This is a genomic window from Paraburkholderia sejongensis, from assembly GCF_020880815.1.
In the GTDB taxonomy this organism is placed as follows: Bacteria; Pseudomonadota; Gammaproteobacteria; order Burkholderiales; family Burkholderiaceae; genus Paraburkholderia; species Paraburkholderia sejongensis.
In genome coordinates this window covers 106,757-123,669 of record NZ_JAJITD010000019.1, presented here as the reverse complement: position 1 = coordinate 123,669, position 16,913 = coordinate 106,757, and the positions used below count along the sequence as shown (strand labels likewise).

Annotated in this window: 15 protein-coding genes; 5 read left to right on the top strand and 10 right to left on the bottom strand. The window is 63.9% G+C overall.

The features are described 5' to 3' along the window. Positions 1–42 precede the first annotated feature (42 nt). The 6 genes from LJ656_RS29140 to LJ656_RS29115 form a co-directional block, all read right to left on the bottom strand. Positions 43–993, bottom strand: coding sequence for a dimethyl sulfoxide reductase anchor subunit family protein (locus LJ656_RS29140; protein ID WP_230512947.1), 951 nt, complete (start codon positions 991–993; stop codon positions 43–45). A gap of 28 nt (positions 994–1,021) precedes the next feature. Beyond that, entirely contained in the window at positions 1,022–1,795 is a 774-nt protein-coding gene (locus tag LJ656_RS29135; RefSeq protein ID WP_230512946.1) for a 4Fe-4S dicluster domain-containing protein, read from the bottom strand. Between the two features lie 82 nt (positions 1,796–1,877). Further along, on the bottom strand, positions 1,878–4,808 hold the full coding sequence (locus LJ656_RS29130; protein ID WP_230512945.1) for a molybdopterin-dependent oxidoreductase: 2,931 nt from the start codon (positions 4,806–4,808) through the stop codon (positions 1,878–1,880). 148 nt (positions 4,809–4,956) lie between these two features. After that, positions 4,957–5,955 (bottom strand): Ldh family oxidoreductase, encoded by a 999-nt coding sequence (locus LJ656_RS29125; RefSeq protein ID WP_230512944.1) that lies wholly within the window; start codon positions 5,953–5,955, stop codon positions 4,957–4,959. 107 nt (positions 5,956–6,062) lie between these two features. Further along, positions 6,063–6,245, bottom strand: coding sequence for a hypothetical protein (locus tag LJ656_RS29120; RefSeq protein ID WP_230512968.1), 183 nt, complete (start codon positions 6,243–6,245; stop codon positions 6,063–6,065). A gap of 37 nt (positions 6,246–6,282) precedes the next feature. Continuing rightward, positions 6,283–7,218 (bottom strand): 2-hydroxyacid dehydrogenase, encoded by a 936-nt coding sequence (locus tag LJ656_RS29115; protein ID WP_230512943.1) that lies wholly within the window; start codon positions 7,216–7,218, stop codon positions 6,283–6,285. Positions 7,219–7,467: 249 nt separating this feature from the next. Between LJ656_RS29115 and LJ656_RS29110 the strand changes: the two genes are divergently transcribed. After that, entirely contained in the window at positions 7,468–8,946 is a 1,479-nt protein-coding gene (locus LJ656_RS29110; protein WP_230512942.1) for a sensor domain-containing diguanylate cyclase, read from the top strand. Between the two features lie 6 nt (positions 8,947–8,952). Here LJ656_RS29110 and LJ656_RS29105 read toward each other — a convergent pair whose 3' ends face one another. Further along, on the bottom strand, positions 8,953–9,255 hold the full coding sequence (locus LJ656_RS29105; RefSeq protein ID WP_230512941.1) for a putative quinol monooxygenase: 303 nt from the start codon (positions 9,253–9,255) through the stop codon (positions 8,953–8,955). A gap of 87 nt (positions 9,256–9,342) precedes the next feature. Next, the gene (locus tag LJ656_RS29100; protein ID WP_230512940.1) at positions 9,343–10,308 is read right to left on the bottom strand and encodes an AraC family transcriptional regulator; all 966 of its coding nucleotides are present in this window, start codon (positions 10,306–10,308) and stop codon (positions 9,343–9,345) included. Between the two features lie 339 nt (positions 10,309–10,647). Here LJ656_RS29100 and LJ656_RS29095 point away from each other — a divergent pair, with 339 nt between their 5' ends. The 3 genes from LJ656_RS29095 to LJ656_RS29085 all read left to right on the top strand — a co-directional run bounded on the left by LJ656_RS29095 (position 10,648) and on the right by LJ656_RS29085 (position 13,416). Then, positions 10,648–11,700, top strand: coding sequence for an NAD(P)-dependent alcohol dehydrogenase (locus LJ656_RS29095; protein WP_230512967.1), 1,053 nt, complete (start codon positions 10,648–10,650; stop codon positions 11,698–11,700). 559 nt (positions 11,701–12,259) lie between these two features. Continuing rightward, a complete protein-coding gene (locus LJ656_RS29090) occupies positions 12,260–12,463 on the top strand; it encodes a hypothetical protein (RefSeq protein ID WP_230512939.1) in 204 nt (67 codons plus the stop codon). Beyond that, positions 12,460–13,416 carry a LysR family transcriptional regulator gene (locus LJ656_RS29085; protein ID WP_230512938.1) on the top strand — a complete coding sequence of 319 codons (957 nt, stop codon included), beginning with the start codon at positions 12,460–12,462 and terminating at the stop codon, positions 13,414–13,416. Before LJ656_RS29090 ends, LJ656_RS29085 begins: the two co-directional genes overlap by 4 nt. A 32-nt stretch (positions 13,417–13,448) precedes the next feature. Here LJ656_RS29085 and LJ656_RS29080 read toward each other — a convergent pair whose 3' ends face one another. Together LJ656_RS29080 and LJ656_RS29075 are read right to left on the bottom strand one after the other, a co-directional pair. Further along, a complete protein-coding gene (locus LJ656_RS29080) occupies positions 13,449–14,594 on the bottom strand; it encodes a nucleoside hydrolase (protein ID WP_230512937.1) in 1,146 nt (381 codons plus the stop codon). A gap of 97 nt (positions 14,595–14,691) precedes the next feature. Further along, positions 14,692–15,759: an SDR family oxidoreductase gene (locus tag LJ656_RS29075; RefSeq protein WP_230512936.1), complete on the bottom strand. Its 1,068-nt coding sequence runs from the start codon at positions 15,757–15,759 to the stop codon at positions 14,692–14,694. A 101-nt stretch (positions 15,760–15,860) separates the two neighbouring features. Here LJ656_RS29075 and LJ656_RS29070 point away from each other — a divergent pair, with 101 nt between their 5' ends. Further along, the gene (locus LJ656_RS29070) at positions 15,861–16,769 is read left to right on the top strand and encodes a LysR family transcriptional regulator (RefSeq protein WP_230512935.1); all 909 of its coding nucleotides are present in this window, start codon (positions 15,861–15,863) and stop codon (positions 16,767–16,769) included. The last annotated feature ends 144 nt before the right edge of the window (positions 16,770–16,913 follow it).

Genomic DNA, 16,913 nt, shown 5'->3' with positions numbered 1-16,913 from the left:
CGCGCGGCCGGGCCGTGGTGACCGGCGCGCGCTCCTGCTCACTCATCCCAGCCGCGCGTAATACAGATTCTGCGGATGCTTCGCCTCCGCGAAGAAAAACCAGCGCTCCGCGACCAGCCCCGCGTACTGCACGAGACACGCGGTGGCCAGCAGTCCGAACGAAACACCAAGCGGCTGCAATCCCGCGCCGGCTACGACGAGCAAAACAGGCGCGACGAATGCGCCCGCCAGAAAACCCCATTTGATATCACGCAGCGTGCGCGCCGATTTGCCGTGAAAGAACTCGCGCAGATTGAACGCGCCCGCGGTGAAGCCGCGCGACACCTGCACGAGCTTCGGGTTGTGAATGCCGGTCGCGCTCTGCACGGTCGACTTCGGCCGCAGCCGCGCATTGCGCACCAGCGAAGCCGAACGGCTCGCGCAGCCGGCGAGCGTCAGCACGCATGCGCAAACGGCCAGCCCGATCGTCAACGCCGGCGCGAACCACGCGCTCAACGCAGTCGCCAGCGTGAAGCCCGACGCGCAGCCGAGCAGCACGAAGTTCACCAGCGTCAGCGGCGTCGCCCATTCCTGCAGGAACCGCAGACACGCGTAGATCATCGCGGTGCAGACGAACAACGCGGCGCTCGCAAGCACGCCGAGCCAACCGAGCGCGAGCGACCACGGCGACCCGAACCAGTGCGCAACGCCATACAGGAACGCGCAGCCGAGAAACGCGGGCAAACACAGGCATTCACGCGACAGCCACGAGGTGCGCCACATCGCGATCGCGCGCCACGCGCGTTCCGGATGGCCGAGATGGAAGAACGACGCGACCAGGCCCAGGCCACCGAGCAACACCGCAAGCGCCGCGCCGGTCACATAGAACGCGGACGCCGGTTGCGCGATCACCCCGAGCGCCGCCGCGCTTTCGACACCGACGAGCGCAATAAGCAAGCCTTGCGCGGCGCCGCTAAAAGTCGTCAGGAACACTACGGAAAATGCCGGATTCATGTCGAGACTCCGTCGTTATTCAGGTACATCAAACGCGGTTCGCAATCGACGCGAGATGCAACTGCCCGCGTTCGAGCTGCGCTTCGAGTCGCTCAGCCGGCGATGCGGACGCATGCGTCGCGTCATCGGTTATTGCCGGGCCGGCCGATTTACACCCGCACGTGTCACTGCCGCAACCAGAGGCCGTGGTCGGCACGCGCGGCAAATAGTGATTCGCGGGACGGGTACCCCACTCCGGCATCAACTGATAACCGCCGCGCTCGCGGATTGCCTGCGACACGACCGACTGCGGATCGTGGATATCGCCGAATAGCCGCGCGGAGGTCGGACACGCGAGCACGCAGGCCGGCTTGCGATCGCGCTCCGACAGATTCTGGTCGTGAATGCGATCGACGCACAGCGTGCACTTGGTCATCTCCTTGCGCGCTTCGTCGAGTTCGCGCGCGCCGTACGGACAGGCCCACGCGCAATATTTGCAGCCGATGCAGCGATCGAAGTCGACCAGCACCAGCCCGTCTTCCTTGCGCTTATAGCTCGCGCCGGTCGGACAGACCGGCACGCACGGCGGGTCCTCGCAGTGCAGGCACGACTTCGGGAAGTGAATCATCTCGGTGTCCGGGAAGCTGCCCGCCTCGAAACTCTGCACCCGGTTGAAGAAGGTGCCGGACGGGTCCGCGTCGTACGGATTGAAGTCGGCGAGACTGCCCGACTCGCCCGACGTGTTCCATTCCTTGCAGCTCGTCACGCACGCCTGACAGCCCACGCATACGTTCAGATCGATGACCAACGCCATCTGGGTCATTGGAAGCTCCTTGCCGTTGACGTTGCCGTTCCCATTTACGTTGCCATTTACGTTGTGCCAGGGTGAACATCGTTTGCCGCGCTCACTTGCGCCGGCCCGTGCCGCGCAGACGCGCGGCGAATTCGCCGTGTCCCGCGAAATACGTCTGCACGATCCGCGACACCACGCTCTTTTGCGCGACCGATCCCGGCAACGCGGACATCGCGGCGAATTGCGGCAGCGTATGGCGCGCATCGGCTTCGGCCGGATAGATGCGCACTCGCACGTCGTACCAAGCGGCCTGGCCGGTCACCGGATCAGAGTTCGATAGCCGCGTCGCCGCTTCGTCGCCGGCCGGCAGTTCATCGGTAATCAGGTGATTGAGCAGGAAACCGCGCCGCGCTTCGTTCGCGTTCGGGCCCAGATTCCACGCGCCGGCCGCCTTGCCGATCGCGTTCCAGGTCCACACGGTTCCCGGCTCGACGGTCTCGCTATAGCGCGCGACGCAGCGCACGCGGCCCCATTGCGACTCGACATAGATCCAGCCGCCGTCGGCGATACCGCTTTGCGTCGCCGTCCGCGGATTCACATAAAGATAGTTCTCCCCATGAATCTGCCGAAGCCACGCGTTTTGCGAATCCCACGAGTGGTACATCGCCATCGGCCGCTGCGTCACTGCCGCCAGCGGAAACCGCTCGAGATCGGTCGCCGCGCTTTCCAGCGGCGCGTACCAGAACGGCAGCGGATCGAAGTACTTTTCGACGCGTGCGCGCAGATGCTCGGGCGGCTGCCGGCCGCTGCTGCGCCCTTGCGCGGCGAGGCGGAATTTCTGCATTACGTCCGAGTAAAGCTGGATCAGGATCGGTTCGTTGAATTTGCGGAAGCCGTTCTTCACCGCCCAGTCGAGGTATGGGCCGTTGCAGTTGCGCATATACTGCAACGTGTCGGACAGCCGGTAGTGAAATACGCAGTTGTTGTTCGCGTACTGCTCCCATTGCTTCGGATTCGGTTCGCCGACCAGCGCCTTGTCGCCGTCCTTGCCGCGCCAGCCGATCAGAAAGCCGACGCCGGAACCGGGCGAAGTCGTGTGATTGACGATGAAGTCCGGATAGTCGCGAAATCGGCGCGTGCCGTCGGCGTTCGTGAAAGCGGGAAACTTCAGCCGCGACGCCAGCTCGATCAGCACTTCCTGGAACGGCTTGCATTCGCCGGTCGGCGGCACGACCGGCACGCGCACCGAATCGACCGGGCCGTCGAATTCGGAGATCGGCCGGTCGAGCATCGACATTGCGTCGTAGCGCTCCAGATAGGTCGTGTCGGGCAGGATCAGATCGGCGAATGCGGTCATCTCCGACTGGAACGCATCGCACACGACCAGAAACGGAATCTTGTACTCGCCGTCCGGATGTTTGTCGGCGAGCATCTCGCGCACCTTCATCGTATTCATCGACGAATTCCACGCCATGTTGGCCATGAAAATCATCAACGTGTCGATCGGATACGGATCGCCGCGCCACGCATTGGTGATCACGCTATGCATCACGCCGTGCACCGCGAGCGGGTATTCCCACGAGAACGCCTTGTCGATCCGCACCGGCCCACCGTGTTCGTCGATAAACAGATCCTCCGGCGCGGCCGGCCAGCCCAGCGGACCGGTCGCGAGCGGCGTGTTCGGCTTGACCGCGTCGGGACTGTTCGGCGGTTTCGCGGATGGCGGCACCGCGCGCGGAAACGGCGACTTGTGACGAAAGCCGCCGGGACGGTCGATCGTGCCGAGCAACGACATCAGCACGGCCAGCGCGCGAATCGACTGGAAGCCGTTCGAATGCGCGGCGAGTCCGCGCATCGCATGAAACGCGATCGGGTTGCCGGTGACCGTTTCATGGGTTTCGCCCCACGCGTCGGTCCAGCGGATCGGCAACGTAATCCGGTGCCGGCGGCTGGTGTCGATCATTTCGGCGGCGAGGCGGCGGATCGTGCCGGCGGCGATGCCGGTGATCTCAGCGGCCCATTCCGGCGTGCAGTGCGCGACCCGCTCGCGCAGCAATGCGAACGACGGCGCGACCGGTTTGCCGTTCTCGAGCGTATAGCGGCCGTCGAGCGCCGGCGTCACGCCCGGCGCATGATGCGGGACCGCGCGCGCGGTTTGCGGATCCCACCACAGATGATTCTGCGGAAACAGCGGATTGCCGGCGGCCGTCGCCGGATCTTGCACGAACAGCCCGAAACTCTCGCTGCTGTCGTCGAGATCGATCAGTTCGGCCGCGTTCGTAAAGCGCTGCACGAACTCGTGATCCCACGCGTCGGCGGCAATCAGTTCGTGCAGAAACGCCATGAACAACGCGCCATCGGTGCCGGGTTTGATCGGCACCCATTCGTCGGCAATCGCCGCGTAACCGGTGCGAATCGGATTGATCGCGATAAAGCGGCCGCCCGCGCGCTTGAACTTCGCAATCGCGATCTTCAGCGGGTTCGAATGATGATCTTCCGCGGTGCCGATCATGAAGAACAGCTTCGCACTGTCCAGATCGGGGCCGCCGAATTCCCAGAACGAACCGCCGATCGTATAGATCATCCCGGCGGCCATGTTCGCGGAACAGAAACCGCCGTGCGCCGCATAGTTAGGGGTACCGAACTGCTTCGCGAACAGGCCGGTCAGCGCCTGCATCTGGTCGCGGCCGGTGAACAGCGCGAACTTTTTCGGGTCGGTCGCGCGAATCCCGGCCAGCCGCTGTTCCAGCACGTCGAACGCGTATTCCCACGACACCGGTTCGAACTGCGCGCTGCCGCGCTCGGCGCCGGCCTTGCGCATCAATGGCTGGGTCAGGCGCGCGGGCGAGTACTGCTTCATGATCCCCGACGCGCCCTTCGCGCAAATTACCCCCTGGTTCAGCGGATGGTCGGGATTGCCGTCGATATACCGCACCTCGCCGTCGCGCAGATGCACGCGGATGCCGCAACGGCACGCGCACATGTAGCAGGTGGTGGTCTTGACGTCGAGGCGTTCGTTCTGCGTGCGGGCGTGATGCTCCATATGGAATCTCCATCGCGGTGGCCGGTGAGCGCGAAGCGCTCGTCAGACGATGCCGTTCATCGTATGCGCGTCGGCGTCGCAAGGGAAATCGCGATTTACGACGGAAACTATCTGGTGCACCGATAGTTTCCGTTTCGCTTTCGCTTCGTCAGCCGCGCCCTTGCAATTGCGCGATCAGTGCGTCCGGAATCTCGACGCCTTCCTGATCCGCTGCCGCCGCCAGCCGCTCGCGGCGATCGCCGGGCAAACGCACGTCGTCGTCGAGCAGCATCATCTCGATCAACGCGTCGACGCGCGACAGATACGCGTCGTCGCCGGCGAGCGCGCCCGGATCAATGGTCCAGAACAGATGGCCGATGCGCGAGCGCTCGCCCTCCTCGGTCAGGAACGAACCGGCCTCGTAGCCGAAGTTCGCGCCGGTCAGCGCGGCGGCCAGCAGTTCGACGACCAGCGCGAGCATCGCGCCTTTGGCGCCGCCGAACGGCAGCATCATGCCGTCGAGCGCGGCGCGTGCGTCGGTGGTCGGCAAGCCGTCGCGGGTGGTCGCCCAGCCTTCGGGGATCGGTTTGCCGTCGCGCGCGGCGATCGCGATCTTGCCGCGCGCGATCTGCGACAGCGCGAGGTCGATCACCAGCGGCGCGCCGTGACGGCGCGGAAACACCGCGGCGATCGGATTGGTGCCGAACAGCGCGCGGCGGCCGCCCCACGCGGGCATCGCGGCCGGCGAATTGCTAAACGCGAGCGCGACGAGGCCTGCTTCGCCGAGCGCGGCCAGGTGTGCAGCGCCGACGCCGAAATGATGGCTGCGGCAGATGCCGGCGACCGCGCTGCCGTACTGGCGCGCGCGCCCGGCGAGCGTCGCGGTCGCGAGATCGCAGGCCGGATACGCGAGGCCGTCGGCGCCATCGATCAACACAGTCGCGCCGCGATCCGCGACGATCGCCGGCTGCGCAGCGGGATCGACGCGACCGTTGCGCAACTGCGCGCAGTACATCGGCAGACGCGCCACGCCGTGCGATGACAGGCCGCGCACGTCGGCATAGACGAGCGCGCGGGCGGTCGATGCGGCGGTTGCAGGCACTGCGCCCGCGCGTTGCAGCGCGGCGATCGCAAGCGTGTTGAGCGCGCCGGGAAACAAACGGGCCATCTGGACTTCCTTGTGGTTGTTGTCGTCAGCGCATCACTGTGTCATTGGCGGCGGCAAGCGGCAAGCATCCCGTCCGGCGCCGCGCGCTGGTTGTTCACTTCGCCGCCTTAGTTCATTAGCGCGGGCGCGCCGGCCAGCTCGTGCTCCGCTGGCTCCGGCTGCCCCGCCTGCGACGGCGGCGGCTTGTGGGACGAGAGCGTCGCGGTCAACGCGACCAGCACCGCGCCCGCGCCGCCTTTGGACGTCAGCACCAAAATCGCCAGCAGTCCCAACTGTTGCCACGGCGTCAAATAGATCGCCGCGCTGTCGAGATTGAACGGGCTGGCCTCAGATCGGCGTCAGCACCGGCTCGCCGGCGAAATGGCGCCGTGCGTTTTCCAGGAAGTTATCGACCGACGCGGCAATCGCCTCCGGCGAGCGGCCGCCAACGTGCGGCGTCAGCACCACGTTGCGCAGTCCGACCAGAGCCTGCGGTGCTTCCGGCTCGCCTTCGTAGACATCGAGCGCGGCGCCCGCCAGCGTTTGCCCCGCGAGCGCGCGAGCCAGCGCGGCGGTATCCACCACACTCCCGCGCGATACGTTGACCAGATAGCCTTGCGGCCCGAGCGCCGCCAGCACCTGCTCGTCGATCAGATGACGGGTGGCCACGCCGCCCGGCGTCGCGATCACGAGGAAATCGCTCCACTGCGCAAGCGCGACGACGCCGTCGAAATAACGCAGCGACCGCGCCTCCGTGCGCGGCTTGCGGTTGTGATAACCGACCTCCATGTCGAAACCCGCCGCGCGCCGCGCGAGCTTCGCGCCGATCTGGCCGAGTCCGACGATACCGAGGCGCCGCTTCGACACGCCCGGCAGCATCGGCAGATGATCCCGCCATGCACCTTCGCGGGTCGCGCGGTCGAGTTGCGGCACGTCGCGCACCACCGCCAGCAGCAACGCGAACGCGTGATCCGCAACGCAATCCGCGTTGGTCCCCGCACCGTTGGCGAGCACGATGCCGCGCGAGCGCGCGTGATCGAGCGCGAGGTTTTCGTAACCGGCGCCCAGCGCGCTGACCAGTTCGAGTTGCGGCATGCGATCGATATCGGCCGCCGCGAGTCCCGTCGTGCCATTGGTCAGCACCGCGCGGATCGTCGCGCCGTGGCTCGCGAGCGCGGCTTCACGGCGCGCGGGATCGGGGGCGTAGATGACGTCGAACGTCGCGGCGATGCTCGCGCGGCTCGCGTCGCTCAACGGGATCAGCACCAGTAACGCTGGTTTCATGACGGCGTTTTCCCGGTAATTGGAGGAACGGAATCCGGACCATGCGCGTGGCAACGCATGGCGATCGAGTGTAGCAAGGGCCGCTCGCGCACGCAGAAAGCCTGCGCAAAACACCCGCGTTGCCGCCCGGCTACGCAACGCGATCGTGGCGAATACACATCGGCGAAAAAGCCACACGCCAACGGTTCGCCAGTTCCGGCCAACGTCTGGCCGACATAAAATAGCCGCACTTCCGATCCCGAGAACCCCATGCTCGATACCCTGAAGGGCGGCGCCGCGCCGATCAACGACGACTCCGGAATGTTCGAGCTCGCGCCCGTGTCGCTGTGGCTCGAGGATTTCAGCGGCGTGCGCGCGCTGTTCGACGCGTGGCGTGCCGCCGGCGTGACCGACCTGCGCGCGCATTTCGCCGAAGATCCGCGGCTCGTCGCCGAATGCGCACACCGCATCCGCTTGATCAAAGTGAATCGCCAGACGCTCGCGCAGTTCGAGGCCGCGGATTTCGACACACTGACGGCCAATCTCGCGTCGGTGTTCCGCGACGACATGTTGAAGACGCACCTCGAAGAACTCTGCCAGCTGTGGGCCGGGCAATTGCACTTCTCGAGCCACACGGTCAACTACACGCTCGGCGGCCGGCGGCTCGACGTGCTGCTCAAGGGCTCGGTGCTGCCCGGCCACGAGGAGCGCTGGGATCGCGTGCTGGTATCGACCGAAGACATCACCGAACTCGAAAGCGCGCGGCGCCGCGTCACGCTCGCCGAGCAATACGCGCGCGGGCTCTTCGAATATTCGCCGGTGTCGCTGTGGGTAGAGGATTTCAGCGCGGTCAAACGGCTGCTCGACGGCGCGCGCGCAGCCGGCATCAACGATTTCCGGGTGTTTACCGACGTCCATCCGGAGTTCGTCGAACGCTGCATGGCGGAGATTCACGTGCTCGACGTGAACCAGCACACGCTGGAAATGTTCGCCGCGAAAGACAAGAAGACGCTGCTCGCGCGCGTAGCCGACGTGTTCCGCGACGACATGCGCGCGCATTTCCGCGAGCAGCTGATCGATCTGTGGGACAACAAACTGTTCCAGCAACGCGAAGTGCTGAACTATTCGCTCGACGGCAGCGAGGTGCACGTGCACCTGCAATTCTCGGTGCTGCCCGGCCACGAAGACACATGGGGCCTCGTGCTGGTCGCGCTGACCGACATCACCGCGCGCAAGAAAGCCGAGGCGTACCTTGAATTTCTCGGCAAGCACGACGTGCTGACCAAACTGCGCAACCGCTCGTTCTACGTGGACGAACTGAACCGGCTGGAGCGCAAGGGACCCTGGCCGGTGACGATCATCATGGCCGACCTGAACGGTTTGAAACGCGTGAACGATCAACTGGGGCACGCGGCCGGCGATGCGCTGCTGCGGCGCGCCGGCGAAGTTCTCGCCAAGGCGACGGAAGCGCCGTTCCACGCGGCGCGAATCGGCGGTGACGAATTCGCGATCCTGATGCCCGACACCGACGAGCGCGGCGGCGCGGCGATGATCGATGCGATCCGTCAGTTGGTCGAACTGAACAATCAGTTCTATCCGGGCTCGCCGCTGAGCTTCTCGATGGGCGCGGCTACCTGTCAGCGCGGCGACCGGCTCGAAGCGGGCGTGCAACGCGCCGATCTGTTGATGTACGACGAGAAACGCGCGCACTACGACGATCAGCGCGGGACCGGCGCGGCTGACGCGTGAGCGCTTTCAGCCGGGCAGTTTCGCCGCCAGCACATCCAGCTTGACGATGTCCGGCGGCGTTGCCAGCAAGTCGCCGGCCTTCTCCATCAAGGCCGCCGCGACCTTGCCCTGCAGATGCGCGGTGCGACCGGCTTCGTCGTCGAACGTGTCGAAAATGGCGTAGACCGACGGCCCAAGCTTCAAAGCGAACCACGTAACGGTGCCCGGTTCCTGTTCGACCAGCGGTAGAGCACCGAGCAAAAACGTTTCGACCTCTTTCTCCTTGCCGGGTTGGGCTTCCAGACGGACATACAGAGCTAGCTTGGCCATGACGCGACTCCTGGTGAGTGAAGCAGACGGCAACGCTCAAACAGTATAGGCCGGCACGAACGGAAGACCTGGGCGCTTGCGAGCGCCTTAGACAGCGGTGATGTAACGCGGCACCGGCTTGACCGGGCGCGGCGGCGCATCGTGAGCGACGCGCATCCGTTTGACTTCGTCGACGGGGCTCAAGCCGAACAGCCGCTTGAATTCGCGGCTAAATTGCGACGCGCTTTCATAGCCGACGCGCGCGGCGGCGGCGCCCGCGTTCAGACCGTCCTGCACCATCAACAACCGTGCGTGATGCAGGCGCGTGGTCTTCACGTACTGCATCGGCGATGTGGTGGTCACCGCTTTGAACTGTGCATGAAACACCGCGAGGCTCATACCGGCTTCGGACGCGAGCGTATCGACGTCGAGCGATGCGTGGTAATCCGCGTGGATGCGGCGCAACGCCTTCGCGATCCGGCCGAAGTGATTCTGATGCGTGAGCGCCGCGCGAATCGCGTTGCCCTGCTCGCCGGTGAGCACCCGATAGCAGATTTCGCGCACGATGCCGGGCGCCAGAATACGCGCGTCGAGCGGCGCGGCGAGCGCTTCCATCAGACGCTGCACCGCGTTGCTGAGCGCCGGGTCGAGCGGGGTCGAATAGATCCCGACCGGCTCGTGCTGTGCGATGCCCTGGCTTTCGTTGAGGGTCATCAGCAGCTCGGCGACCATGGTCAGATCGACGCGCACGGAGATGCCGAGAAACGGCTCCTGCTCGCTGGCCTCGGTCTCGCATTCGAACGGCAGCGGCACGGACAATACCAGGTACTGCTGCGCGTCGTAGCTGAACACCTGATCGCCGAGATAACCGCGTTTGCGCCCCTGACAAACGATCACGATGCACGGTTCGTACATCACCGGCATGCGCGGCATCGGCCGGTTCGCGCGCATCAGGTTGACGCCTTCGACGCTCGAACGCGTGATGCCCGCGGTGGGCGCGAGCAGATCGAACAGTTCGAGTACGCGCCGCTGCGCGGCATCGTTTGTAATGGAAACGACAGCTTCAGTAACCATGACGATATAGTGACGGGCGAGAGAATAATGCTTGAAATTTAGCATCAAAAGATCTGCCGCGCCGCCGCTCAGGAGTTTTAGGCAAAGCTTCAAGACGATCAGGTATTCCGCGAGCAGTGCCGCACTCATAAGATGGAACCCTGCCGGATCGCCTTTTTTGCCGCGCAGCGTGCCGGTCTTCGCCGCGATGGGATGTGTGGCCCGTCATGTTGCGAACGACATCCACCTACGCTCGCGCCCGACCCGGTTCATGCTGTGGCGCCCGCATCCGCAACTCAGGTTGCGCATCGCCGACGCGCCGCGTTCTTGCTCGACCACCCTCTTTTGCTGGAGTTATCCATGAGCACGACTTATGCCTATGCAGCGAGCGACGCCACCAAGCCGCTCGCCCCGTTCGAATTCCAGCGCCGCGCACCGCGCGCCCATGACGTGCAGATGGAAGTGTTGTTCTGCGGCGTGTGCCATTCGGATCTGCATCAGGCTCGCAACGAATGGAAGAACACGATTTATCCGGTGGTGCCGGGTCATGAGATCGTCGGCCGGGTGACGGCGGTCGGTCCGGAAGTGACGAAATACAAGGTCGGCGATCTGGTGGGCGTCGGCTGTCTGGTCGATTCGTGCCGCACCTGTTCGAGTTGCGAGGAAGGTCTCGAGCAGTATTGCGAGAATGGCTGGGTCGGTACTTATAACGGTGTGGACCGCGTCGACGGCCAGGTCACGTATGGCGGCTATTCCACGCAACTCGTAGTGGACGAAGAGTTCGTGCTGCGGGTGCCGGCCAATCTCGATCCCGCCGGTGTTGCGCCGTTGCTGTGCGCGGGGATCACCACGTATTCGCCGCTGCGCACGTGGGGTGCGGGTCCGGGCAAGAAAGTCGGGATCGTTGGCCTCGGCGGCCTCGGCCATATGGGTGTGAAGCTGGCGCGGGCGATGGGTGCGCATGTGGTGCTGTTTACGACGTCGCCGTCGAAGATCGAGGATGCGAAGCGGCTTGGCGCGCATGAAGTCGTCGTGTCGAAGAATGTCGAAGAAATGGAAGCGCATGTGAATAGCTTCGATTTCATTCTGAATACGGTGGCTGCGCAGCACGATCTGAATCCGTTTCTGAATCTGCTCAAGCGGGATGCGACGATGACGTTGGTGGGCGCTCCCGAGCACGATCATCCGTCGCCGCAGGTGTTCAATCTGATCTTCAAGCGGCGCCGGCTCGCGGGGTCGTTGATTGGCGGTATTGCCGAGACGCAGGAGATGCTCGATTTTTGTGGTGAACATGGGATTACTTCCGATATCGAGGTGATTCCTATGCAGAAGATTAATGATGCTTATGAGCGGATACTCAAGAGCGATGTGAAGTATCGGTTTGTTGTGGATATTGATTCGTTACGGAAGTAACGGGGGCTTCTTTTTTTTGCTCGCGTTGGGGGTGGTTTGGTTGTGCCTGTGGCGCGGGCTTTTGGTTCTTTTTTTTCGGTGTTCTTTTGTTTTTTGGCCTTTCCTTGAATTGTTATTGGTCTATTAGCTCTGCCCCTGTGCGGGGCGGCACCTACTTTCTTTGCTGCTGCAAAGAAAGTAGGCAAAGAAAGCAGCTTCACACCGCTAATTCTTAAGTGGGTCCCTCGGTCAATCACCGGTAGTGGTGCATCTGGAATCTGTGTTCCCGCACATTCCACCCCAATGACAAAGCAGTCATTCTTCCGGCGGCGCTTCGCGCGCTGAAGCCCGGAAGCCTAAACAATCAGCTTTTTTTGGCGCGTCGCCGAGGCGCAGCCGACGGCCTCAACAACAACAAGAACTCCACCACCGCTTTCCCTTGCATACCCGTCCGCGACGCACGCAGTGCGGAGTGGGAGCCGATGACGGCTTTGTCACTACCGCGGAGTGTGCGGGAACACGGATTCCAGATGCACCACTACCGGTGGTTGACCGGGGGACCCGCTTAAGAATTAGCGGTGTGAAGCTGCTTTCTTTGCCTACTTTCTTTGCAGCCGCAAAGAAAGTAGGTGCCGCCCCGCACAGGGGCAGAGCTAATAGACCGACAAGAAAGCAAGGAAAGGCCAACACCATAAAGAACACAGACAAAAAAAAAGCAAACCACAAAAAAACCAGCCCCGCCGCAGGCGAAAAAAGCACCACCTTCAAGGAGTATGCCCCGTGATTGACAGAATAACTGCAATGCGCACATTCATCCGAATCGTGGACACCAACAGCTTCACCCGCGCAGCGGAGTCATTAAACATCCCGCGTGCAACCGCATCAACAATCGTCCAGAACCTGGAAGCCCTGCTGGGCACAGCATTACTAGTGCGCACAACCCGCCGCCTGAGCGTCACGCCGGAAGGCGCCGCGTACTACGAGCGCTGCGCGCAAATCCTGGCCGACATAGACGAAATGGAAGCCAGCATCCGTCACGCGACCGACAACCTGGCCGGCCGTCTGCGCATCGAAATGCCCAGTGCGGTCGCCGGCGCAATCGTGCTTCCCGCTCTCGACGACTTCCATGCCCGCTACCCGAACCTCGATCTCGCCATCGGCGTCAGCAACCGATCCGTCGATCTGGTCTCCGAAGCAATCGACTGCAGCATCCAGCTCGGTGAATTGCCGGATTCGAATCTGGTCGCCAAACACCTCGGCACCCTCGAGCACGTGACCTGCGCGAGCCCCGACTACCTGGCCCGCCACGGCGCACCCGCCGACCTCGCCGAGCTGCGCGCGCACGTCGCCGTCAACTGCGTGTCGCCGCATAACGGCCGCGAATGCGATTTCGACTTCGAAGTGGACGGCGAAGCGCTCAGCGTCAAACTCAACGGCTTCATCCAGGTCAGCGACGAACAGGCCTATCTGAGCTGCGGTCTGCAAGGCCTCGGGCTGATTCAGCCCGCGCGGATCGCCGCACAGCCGTACCTCGATTCGGGCCTGCTGCGTGAAGTGCTGCCGCAATGGAAACCGGTGCCGATGCCGGTCTCCGTCGCCTATGTGAAAAACCGCCGGGTGTCGCCACGCGTACGCGCATTCGTCGACTGGCTCGCCGAACTGTTCGAGAAAGCCGGCCACGTCGAGCAGGACCTGTCGCACGTGCGGCAATTGCTGCGCGGCCTGCATCCCGCCTGAGGCGGGTGCAGGTACGCGTGCAGTCGGGAATCTCAGTTCGATAATTTGACCGGCACCGGCCGCGTCAGCAAATCGACATAGAAATCGAAAAAGGCGGGATTGTCGAAACGTTTGACGATCGTCATCTTCTGCAAACCCGCCGGCGGCGAACTTTTATAACCGGTCGCCTTGCCATCGTTGGCGCCGAAACTCGCATCCACGTCCACCCACTCGTCGACCGTCTGCGTCGCGAACGACGGATGCATCAGGTAAGCGAGCGTCAGCGTGTCCCAGATGTTGGTCGTGTAGTTCGGATTCGTCTCGAAGCCGTTCTTGCCATCGTAGCCATAGCCGTTCAGCGTCTTGAACAACTGCGTGATGATGGTCTGCTTCGCCGGATCGTGCGCGACGCGATCGTACAGCGCCTTGTTCATCTGCACCGTGTTCGTCACATCGAGCGGAATCACCGTCTGTTTGATCGGCAAACGCAGTACCGTTTTCGCCGCCTCGGGATCGAACCACCAGTTGAACTCGGCGGTCGGCGTGGTATTGCCGGGCACGTCGATCGCGCCGCCCATGTAAATGATCTGCTTGATCAGCGGCACGATCTCCGGATGCGCGCGGGTCGCGAGCGCGATATTGGTCAGCGGCCCGATCGCGAGTATCGTGACCTCGCCCGGATAGCGCTTCACCGACTCGACGATGAAATCGACCGCGCTCTCGCTTTGCACCTTCGTGTGCGTCGCAAAACCGTCCGGCGGCGCGACGAGGTCGCTTGCCGATTTTGGCTCGGGCGTGCTCCATGCGCCGAGATAACCGTCGCCGCCGGGAAAGGCTTTCTGTTCCTGCTGGATCGTCGCGTAATCATGCGACAGCGCGTAATTGGCGCCCGCATACACGCCGATCCGACTTTCGACGCCCAGACGCTCGACCGCTTTCAGCGCATCGGCCACGCCCTGCATCAGCCACTGGTTGCCCGACACGACGGTAATGCCGAGTACGTTCAGCGATCCCTGCGCCTGCAATTGCGCGGCCATCACGCCGAGCTGGCCGTCGTCGGAAAGGGTGTTGTAGTCGCTGTCGATGATCACCTTCGGCGCCCCCGCCCCCGCATTGAGTTCGCTACCGCCGCAAGCGCCCAGGTTGAACATGATCGCCACGCCCGCCGCCCAGCTCAATGCCACGAGGATTCGCCTCATCGTTGTCTCCGTTGGGATGCCGCCGTGTCGCGCGGACAAGGAAAACAATCATAGGCGTAATCGCGATGAAATCAACTTGTTATGCAGAGCCAATAAATCACGGAATCAACCGACGCCGCCGCAACTCGTCAAAAATACCGAACAGCATGTTTTCCGTGTCGACGAACTGGTGAAAGCCGAAGCGCCGCGCCTTCGAGCCATCGCCGAAGATATCGTAGTCCCAGGAGAAAACGAAGTCGGCGAACCGCCATGACGATATCTGTTCGTAGGCGACTGGTTGCAAACCATGCTTGCGCGTCATCGCGTCCCACAGCGGCGCTTTGTCTGCCATCACCGTGGCCAGCGACAACGGCAACGGCGGCGCAACCTCGAGCCCGAAATAACGGGCGATTTTCGGCCATAGGTCGTTCCAGCGAAACAGATCGCCATTGCCGATATTGAACGCGTGGTTCGCCGCGCGCGGCTCGGTCGCGGCCCAGACGGTCGCGCGCGCGAGCAGACCGGCATCGGTCATTTCCAGCAGCTTGTCGTAGGCGCCCGGCTTGCCGGGAAAATGCAGCGGCAAGCCCAGTTCTTTCGACATCGATGCATAGACGGCAATCGCCAGCGCGAGATTCATCGGATTGCCGAGCGCGATCCCGCCGACCACCGCGGGGCGGATCGCCGACCAGTTCCAGCGCGCGTTCGTCTGCCGTGCTTCCAGCACGCGTTGCTGATCGAACATGAATTCGGGCGGCATGAATTGCGCGTCGTCTTCGCGCGCCGGTGTCTTGAACGGCCCGAGATGACCGCCGTACACCTTGTAGCCCTGCATCAGGCTCAGGTGCTCCAGGCCCGCCGCGACCGGCTCGAGCGCGTCGAGCAGGTTCGTCAGCATCGCCAGATTCGGCGCGACCAGTTCGGCCCAGCTCGCGCGGTCCTGGTAGGCCGCGTAAAACACATGCGTGACGTGATCGAGCGCGCGCAGTCTGGCGCGCGTGTCGGCCGCGTCGAGCAGATCGACGCCCACGTATTGCACGCGGCCGTGCGCAGCGCCGCCACGACGCGCGAGACCGATCACGTCCCACTCGTCGAGCGTGGCCAGATGGTCGATCAGATTGCGGCCGATCACGCCGTGCGCGCCGGCCACCAATGCGACTTTTTTCGTTGCCGTTACCGTGTTCATCGCCAGACTCCGTCCGTTATGTCGAGTAAGCGGAAGATATCGGCGCGCACGGGGTTTCGGTAGACTGCCCGCTGGCACATCACCTGTGAACTGAATTCACGATGGCACGATTGGACGTGAACCGCTCCGGCGAACTCGAGGTGTTCGTGCGGGCAGTCGAGCTCGGCGGATTTTCCGCGGCGGCGCGCGCACTCGGCATGGCGCCATCGGCGGTCAGCAAACTCGTGGCGCGCCTCGAAACGCGGCTCGGCGCGCGTCTGTTGAATCGCTCGACACGCAATCTGCAACTCACACCCGAGGGCTGCGTGTTCTACGAACGCGGCGTACGAGTGCTCGCCGAACTCGACGAGACCGAGCGCAGCGCCGCGGTCGGCGCGACGCCGCGCGGCCGTCTGCGCGTGCATGCGAACGTGCCGCTTGGCCGCCACTATCTGGTGCCGCTGCTGCCGGCCTTTCTCGACGCGCACCCGGACATCACAGTCGATCTCGTGCTGACCGATCAGGTCGTCGATCTGCTCGAACAACGCACGGATGTCGCGATTCGCAGCGGCCCGCTAAAGGACTCGCAGATGGTCGCGCGCAAGCTCGGCGATGCGGCGATGGTAATCGTCGGCGCGCCCGCGTATCTCGAGCGCCGCGGCACGCCGCGCACGCCGGCCGAACTGCGCGCGCACAACCGGCTCGGCTTCGGTTTCGCACGCGCGGTCAACGGCTGGCCGCTCGTCGATCCGCTTGACGGCAGGATCGAAGTGCCGGTCGACGGCAACGCGCTCGCGAGCGACGGCGACACGCTGAGGCAACTGACGCTGGCGGGCGTGGGACTGGCGCGGCTCGCCGCGTTTCAGGTCCGCGACGACGTGCGCGCGGGACGTCTGACGGTGCTGCTCGACGAATTCGCCCCCGGCGACACCGAACCGGTCAACGCGGTTTATCTCGGCCGGGGCGGCCCGCTGCCGGCGCGCGTGCGCGCGTGGCTGGATTTTCTCGCTCAACACGTGCGGATCGAATGATCCGGATGACTAATGATCGGCCCGGCCGCCCGGCATAGCCGGCCACTTAGGCCCACTCCGACCTGCGTTGCGCGCCACCGACCCCGTAAACAAGAGCGGCTCGTGACGTCGTTACGGAGGTCACGAGCCGCATGAATGCGCGCA